Genomic DNA, 7,164 nt, shown 5'->3' with positions numbered 1-7,164 from the left:
GGCTTGTTTTCGCCACCAGAACTTTTGGTTCTTTATGGTGTGAAAAACTAAAACCCAAGAATTTTCTATTCCATGGTCGGTCTACCGCTGATTTGGACTCATTCACTTTCAAGCGTAGTGTTCCTTCGATGAATCGCTGTACGCTTGCTATTGTACGCTCTCCCGCACGTTTACTTTTTACATAGATATTGCAGTCGTCTGCGTAGCGAACAAATTTATGACCACGTTTCTCTAATTCTTTATCAAGCTCATCTAACACGATATTTGAAAGAAGTGGACTTAATGGTCCACCTTGCGGTGTTCCTTCGTCTGTACTCGAAACAACTCCATTTATCATGACACCAGCTTGGAGATATTTACGGATAAGTTTTAATAAAGATTTATCGTGAATTCTTTTCGCTAATGTTGCCATTAATCGGTCATGGTTGACCTTATCAAAGAATTTCTCTAAATCCATATCCACAACCCAACGATATCCTTTCTTCATATAACCTTTCGCTTTTTGGACTGCGTCATGAGCACTCCGATTTGGTCGAAATCCATAACTGTTGTCCGAGAAAGTTTGGTCATATTCCTTTGATAATATCTGCGATATGGCTTGTTGAATCAAACGGTCTGTCACGGTTGGGATCCCTAATAGACGCACACCGCCGTCTGGTTTCGGGATTTCGACACGACGTACTGGTTGCGGTTCATAGGTTCCCGTTAGAATTTGAGCTTTAATAGATTCCCAGTTTTCGAGGATGTGCTGACGTAAGGTTTGTACGGGCATCATGTCTACTCCATGGCTTCCTTTATTCGCTTCCACTCGCTTTAATGCTTGTATCATATTCGGACGTGCTAGAATTTGATTCAACATCACCATTTAGTTCCTTTCCGTGAATAGCTTGTCTTCTTATGCCCACCTGAACTACACCCTCCGCAAATACCCTCATGGACTTCACCATTACTTTCTAAGCGTGAGGTTTCTCTGTTTTCTGTGTTCATTCATTCAAGATGGAATGCCAAGGGCTATTCTCTCTTAGTTGTTCAGTCCTTCCGATTAGTTCTAGACCCAATCGTACTATGACCTCTGCTGACTTCTGATGGTTCAGCTACTTGTCACCAAGTAGGTTATGAAGGGTACTTCACGTTTCCATCAGACCTCCCCGGGTAAGCGTATGCACTTTCACACCATCTATCCGCCTCATTTACTCGATATGACCTTCGACAGAAAGGACTTTGTTTTGTAATGCAAACTCATCCAATCATACCTAGCCTTATATGAAATTCGTGTTCCTCGGACCGGTGTTTTGCCTCCAGCTTCCTTCAGATTCCGCGTCGCCACGGACACCCTTGCTCTTGGCTAACCTCTACTTCTGTCTTCGGGGTTCAGGACTTGCACCCTATAGTTCATACGCATGCCGGGCGCACATTAAAATGCTAGAACATCTTAATTTAAGATGTCCTAGCATTTTTAATTAAACAGACAAGTGATGAACAATTATCTGTAACAAATACTTTTATTTTTAATGAGAAAGATAATGAATTTAAATCCATTGCTACAGATGATACAGAGACTATCTATAAACGTGATGTATCCCAGAATACTTATGCAGTGACGGAAGTAAACAACTCTACAGGGTACTGAAACTAAAACTTATAACACACAAAATAAAGTAGTGAAGTCTGTAGCTCCAAGTGGTGAAATAACTACCTATACTTATGAAGGACCATCATTAGTAGAATCTACAATAGATAATGAAAAAACCACATATTTATATGATTCTTTTGGTCGTATTATACAAACGAAATATCCAAATAAAACATTCGAAAAAACGACTTTTGATGATGAGGAATATACAGTTTCTACAACAGATAAAAACGGTAATACTAAGAAAATTGTTTATACCAAATTTGGTCAGGAAAAGGAAGTAACAGACGCAGATAATAAAACCATTAAGTACACATATGATCCATTATATATAGAAACAATAACTTCTATTACTGACGGAAATGGTAATCCAACAAAGTATGAGTATGATAATAATCACAATATATCTACTATAACAAATACACTGAAACGAGAAAAATCGTACACCTACAATGATAATGATCAAATAATAAAAGTTGTTATGCCAAAAATGACATTTGAATATAAATATGACCTAAATGGTGAAATGAGTATGTCTATTTTACCTTCAGGTATTGAAACAAGAAAAACTTATACAGAAGACAATCAAATCGATACAGTACAAACAACGAATGGTGCAGGAGATGTCGTATCATCTACAAACTATCAATATGATGATTTAGGAAATATCTCACAAGTGTTGCAAAATGATACGGTATTAAAGGATTATAGCTATACAGATGAAACGAACCTCTTAGCAAAGTACGGCTTAAAGTTATTTAAACAAAGTTATACGTATGATGACCAAGTACGTTTAACAGCACGTGAAACTGCTTATGACAAAGGGTTATCTATAAAAGAACAATTGGTTTACAAAGAAGACAGTGATGATGTTGAACATGTTAAATACAGCGTGCAGGATCAAAAAATACATGATTACCGATATGAGAAAAAGACAGAAGATAATCAATACGTTATGATGTTGAATGGCAATTTGTTGAAAAAGGTATCTCAATATAATGATGCAAACGTAATAGGTTCTTTAACTTATACAACTAAACAACAAACACCATTTGAAATTAAGTATGACTATACGAAGAATGGTAATGTTGCTAAACAAACTATTCAAGGGTATTCGACATCTTATGAATATGATGGCAATAACCAATTGACAAAAGAAACCTATGCGAATGGGGAAAGTAATTCATATGAATATGATGCGGTAGGAAATCGTAAAGTTGCACATGTTAATGGAGAAAATATAACATTCGACTATAACGAAGCTAACCAAATTGTAACGAAAAATGATGTAGTATATGAATATGATAAAGATGGTAACTTAATACAAGATGAACGGTACTACTACACATATAATGAAGAACAACAATTAACAAATATTCAAACGTTAATAGGGGAAAAAGTAGCATCTTACACGTATGATGAGAATGGTCTTCGTTTAACAAAAACAGTTGGTAATATAAAACACGAATACTTCTATAACGAAGATGTATTAGATATGGAAGTTGTGAAACAAAATGATCAAGTAATAAGTACACGCTATTATGAATGGAGTAGCTATACACCACTTGGTATGATTGTTCAAGAAAAAGGTACCCAAAAAGCATATCAATTTATTACCAATCAACGTGGTGATGTATTAAGTATTCGTGATGGTGATGATAATGAAGTGGGCTCGTATTCTTATGATGCATATGGGAATATTCTAACTTTAGAAGGTAGTATAGCGAAAGAGAACCCAATTCGCTATGCAGGTTATTACTATGATGACGAAAGTGAAAATTATTACTTACAAGCACGTTATTATAACCCAGCAAATGGTGCGTTCCTAGCGTTAGACCCACTTCCAGGTAATGACGATGAACCATTATCGCAAAACGGATATACTTACGGGAACAACAATCCAGTAAAATATGTGGATCCTTTAGGAGAGGACTCTAAAAGGATTTGGTATGCAATTGTTACTGGTGTTGCGTTTGCTATTTATGCTTATTTAATAAATATATGGGATATTGCTGTGATAGCACAAGGGGTTGTATCTGGAATCAAGGCCTATGCGGCTACAAAAAATGCCAAACGAAAAAGTGAATACAAAGATGCTGGTAAAATTTTGCAAAATTCTAAAGTTATGAAAAAGAACTTTAAACCTGTAATAAAGAAAACTGCATTAAAAGCAGGGGTCAAAGCTTTTGCGACTGTTTCTGGAGGAGCTTATTTACTTGCAAGGATGACCCAAGGTATTTATTACGGCTATAAAAATTCAAATTATAAATATGCTCCGTGCTGGAGAAATGCATATTATTATGCACAATGGGTTACGAGGAAAGAATTAGGGTGAATATAATGATGTTGAATATTATTAAATACATTTTGTTAAATGCTGTTTGGATGCCTACTTTTTTATTTTTTATTATCATGCAAGAGAAAAATGGACTTTCTCTACTGTCTATTCTTTTAGGTTGTTTTACTTTAATTGTTTTTATAATTGCAATGATACAAGGTGCCAAAATCAAACCTTGGATTTGGATATCCATCGTTCTTTTCGGAGAAGCAGTAGTTATAGAACAAATAATGATTGTATTAGAGATACAGAAGGAAACTATTTTATTTAGAAAGTTTTAAAAATTTCAACAGAAAAATACAAAAAACCATTTTGATAAGTCATTTATCAAAATGGTTTTTTTAGCAATATAATTATAGATTGATGCTTTACGAAGTTGTTACATGTTAATAAATGTTTTTGGAATATCTGCATTCGCCATATTTGTGTAAAGAAAAGTCGTCCTAGTTAGTCTATTATATGTTTTTGCGTTTTAGTTCCATCTTATCTAGAACTTTCTGGCTATCTGTACTTGCCATGTTGGTGTATAGAGAAGTCGTTTTAATATCATTATGACCAAGTTGGTCACGAAGAAGGATAATGTCGCCACCATTGCGGATGAAGTCTACTGCAAAGCTATGACGAAGCTTGTGAGGACTAATGCCATTGCTTTGTCCAGGTGACTTAGCAAAAACGATCCAATTCGTTATGTAGGATACTATTTTGACAAAGAAACAACGAATTATTACTTGCAAGCATGATACTACAATCCAGAAAATGGTTCATTCTTAGCCCTTGACCCACATCCAGGCGACGACGATGAACCGTTATCACAAAATGGTTATACTTATGGAAATAATAATCCGATAATCAATGTAGATCCGGACGGACAATTAAGTATTCGAGCAAGAGAAATAAAAAATGCAGTCAATGGAGCAGTTGCACTAATTCCTATATTAAAAGCTGTTCGAGCAGCATTGAAAAACAGAAGTGCAAAAAAAGTAAATAAATTATTAAAGACACCACATATAAAAAAAGCTTTAATTAATACAACTGATGATACTCTTTCAAATCTTAAAATAATGAAAAAAAGTAGACAAATCGTTATTGGGTCGTTAATAAATACAGCAATAGCACTCACTGGTGGAACTACATTTGGCGATATAGCTGTATCTATACTAAAGAGATTTTTCTACTCTTATACAAAAAAGGCAAAGCAATTCTACTTTTTTGGAACAAAGAAAGATTATGAATATATAACATTTTATTAAGGGTGAAAAAAATGAGTGAATTTTTATTTTATACGAGCGTAACCCTATTGATAATCATCGCGATTGCTTTTTCATCTGAAAAAGTCTTTGATAATAGAATTTTTCAGAAGTTATGCTTAAGTTTAGTTTTGATTATTGGAATTCTGTTGTTGGTTAGTCTTTTTATAGATAAACAAGATGGATTATCGAATCTACTTCGTAGTTTCTTCGTATTGATACTATGTATATTATTCCTGAATTTTATGTCACTAGTTAGTTTGAAGCGTGTAATCATTTGGGGAACCTTATGGGCCTTAATTAGTGTTGGTTTATTATTAACTTCATAGAATAAATAAAGCATGTACTGACAAATTATATTAATAGAACAAATAATGATTGCTTAAGACATAAAAAGGTAACTATCTTTTTAAGTTTTGAGTATTCCATTAGGAACAAGAAAAAACCATTTTGATAAGTCATTTATCAAAATGGTTTTTTTAATTTTCATTATATAACTATAAATCAACGTTTTTACGACGTTGATCCATATTATTTAATATTTTTTGACTGTCTGTATTGGCCATATTTGTGTAAAGAGAGGTCGTTTTAATATCATTATGACCTAGTTGGTCACGAAGAAGGATAATGTCGCCACCATTTCGTATAAAATCCACCGCAAAGCTATGACGAAGCTTGTGAGGACTAATGCCACTGCTCTGACTAAATGCGGCTGTATACTTATTAACAATGTTTTGGATAGCTCTACGAGACAACGGCTTTGCACTACCACCATAACCACTAACAAAAAGGAAAGGGCAATCTTTTGCACCTTTATATCGTGATTCACGGATATGCATGTAGTGTTTAAGATCATGAAGAGCACTTTCCATAACAAGGACAGTATCTTCCGTACCGCCTTTACGAGTAATTTCTATAGTACTTTTATTAAGATGTACTTTTTTTATGTGAATTGTAGCAATTTCTCCAACTCGCATACCTGTACCTAATATTAGCGAATTGATTGCTAAATCTCTCTCCATGTCACGTTCATATCGTAGTTTTGTTGTAGCAGCAGTAAGTTGATTGCCGTATCCATTTTTAATAAATTCGAGATACTCATTTAATTCTTCATCATTAAGTAGAACAGAGCTAATATTCCTAGCGCGTCTGTTGGCAGTTTCACGTTTCGTATGTAGAACAATCTTGCTCATCACGTTTCTATAGAAGTAGCATTCACCATCATCGTTTTCGGTCTCTTTTGTTAAATAATTAAAGAGAGCCTTTAAAGCATTCACTGATAGTTCCACAACTGCTGAACCTCTGTGTTCAACGGTACCTTCATTTTGCGAGATATTTTCCTCTTTTAAAAAGTCCAAATATAACTCAATTGTTTCCTTCTTCATTACTTCAAGTTCTGTATAGGGGATAGCAGTTACACTCGGAGTACTTATAATGCCTTCAGAAAGAGTCCAGTTGAAGAAATGCTTATATCTATATAGATACTGTAAAAGTGTGTTAGGGGATAGACCAGCGCGTTTTTTTGATAAGATATATTCTTTTACATAATCCGGCATTGGTTCTTGGTGTTTTTCTATTAAAGCTAATACATGTTGTTGTTCAGGTGTAAGAGCCAAATCGTTCACTCCATTTCATTGTTCACAAAATTACCCTTTTGCGAACAATGATGATTAGCAGTTACCATCTTCTCTCTCTTAATTTAGTAGAAAAAAAACACCTCTAAAATACTTTTGAGGTGTCGTTATTTTTGAGCTAGTTGAACGTATTTATGCTTTTCGGCGTTAAGGATACAAGGGGTTAACGAGATAAAGCTTTAGCTCAAACTGCACCGTTAGTTCAATAAAGAAAAAAGTGAATCGGCTACACTAAGTTGGACAAAAAAAATAAGGGCTATTACACTTAGACTACCAACTTAAAGGAGCGTGCTACTATGTCACGTCAACGTC

Annotated in this window: 6 protein-coding genes; 3 read left to right on the top strand and 3 right to left on the bottom strand. The window is 34.5% G+C overall.

What is annotated here, in order from left to right; all coding sequences use genetic code 11:
• A partial coding sequence (gene ltrA, locus ACQKMD_RS21380; RefSeq protein ID WP_427754548.1) for a group II intron reverse transcriptase/maturase occupies positions 1 to 862 on the bottom strand: 862 nt, incomplete at its 3' end.
• Between the two features lie 799 nt (positions 863 to 1,661).
• Between ltrA and ACQKMD_RS21375 the strand changes: the two genes are divergently transcribed.
• Positions 1,662 to 3,968, top strand: coding sequence for an RHS repeat domain-containing protein (locus tag ACQKMD_RS21375; protein WP_427754546.1), 2,307 nt, complete (start codon positions 1,662 to 1,664; stop codon positions 3,966 to 3,968).
• Between the two features lie 5 nt (positions 3,969 to 3,973).
• The gene (locus tag ACQKMD_RS21370; RefSeq protein ID WP_427754544.1) at positions 3,974 to 4,252 is read left to right on the top strand and encodes a hypothetical protein; all 279 of its coding nucleotides are present in this window, start codon (positions 3,974 to 3,976) and stop codon (positions 4,250 to 4,252) included.
• A gap of 174 nt (positions 4,253 to 4,426) precedes the next feature.
• On the opposite strand, the gene ACQKMD_RS21365 is transcribed toward ACQKMD_RS21370, so the two are convergent.
• On the bottom strand, positions 4,427 to 4,705 hold the full coding sequence (locus ACQKMD_RS21365; protein WP_427754542.1) for a tyrosine-type recombinase/integrase: 279 nt from the start codon (positions 4,703 to 4,705) through the stop codon (positions 4,427 to 4,429).
• A 222-nt stretch (positions 4,706 to 4,927) separates the two neighbouring features.
• Here ACQKMD_RS21365 and ACQKMD_RS21360 point away from each other — a divergent pair, with 222 nt between their 5' ends.
• Positions 4,928 to 5,221 (top strand): hypothetical protein, encoded by a 294-nt coding sequence (locus ACQKMD_RS21360; RefSeq protein WP_427754540.1) that lies wholly within the window; start codon positions 4,928 to 4,930, stop codon positions 5,219 to 5,221.
• Between the two features lie 494 nt (positions 5,222 to 5,715).
• On the opposite strand, the gene xerS is transcribed toward ACQKMD_RS21360, so the two are convergent.
• Positions 5,716 to 6,834, bottom strand: a complete 1,119-nt coding sequence (gene xerS, locus ACQKMD_RS21355; RefSeq protein WP_427754539.1) for a tyrosine recombinase XerS — start codon at positions 6,832 to 6,834, stop codon at positions 5,716 to 5,718.
• Between the last annotated feature and the right edge of the window lie 330 nt (positions 6,835 to 7,164).

The sequence above is a fragment of the Viridibacillus sp. NPDC096237 genome (genome assembly GCF_050278625.1).
Classification (GTDB): Bacteria; Bacillota; Bacilli; order Bacillales_A; family Planococcaceae; genus Viridibacillus.
Note: the sequence above shows the minus strand (reverse complement) of the source record. Positions and strands in the feature narration are given on the sequence as shown.

Bases quoted from the DNA above. Each gene is read 5' to 3' on its own strand.
- ACQKMD_RS21370 (WP_427754544.1), top strand. From the start codon at position 3,974: ATGATGTTGAATATTATTAAATACATTTTGTTAAATGCTGTTTGGATG.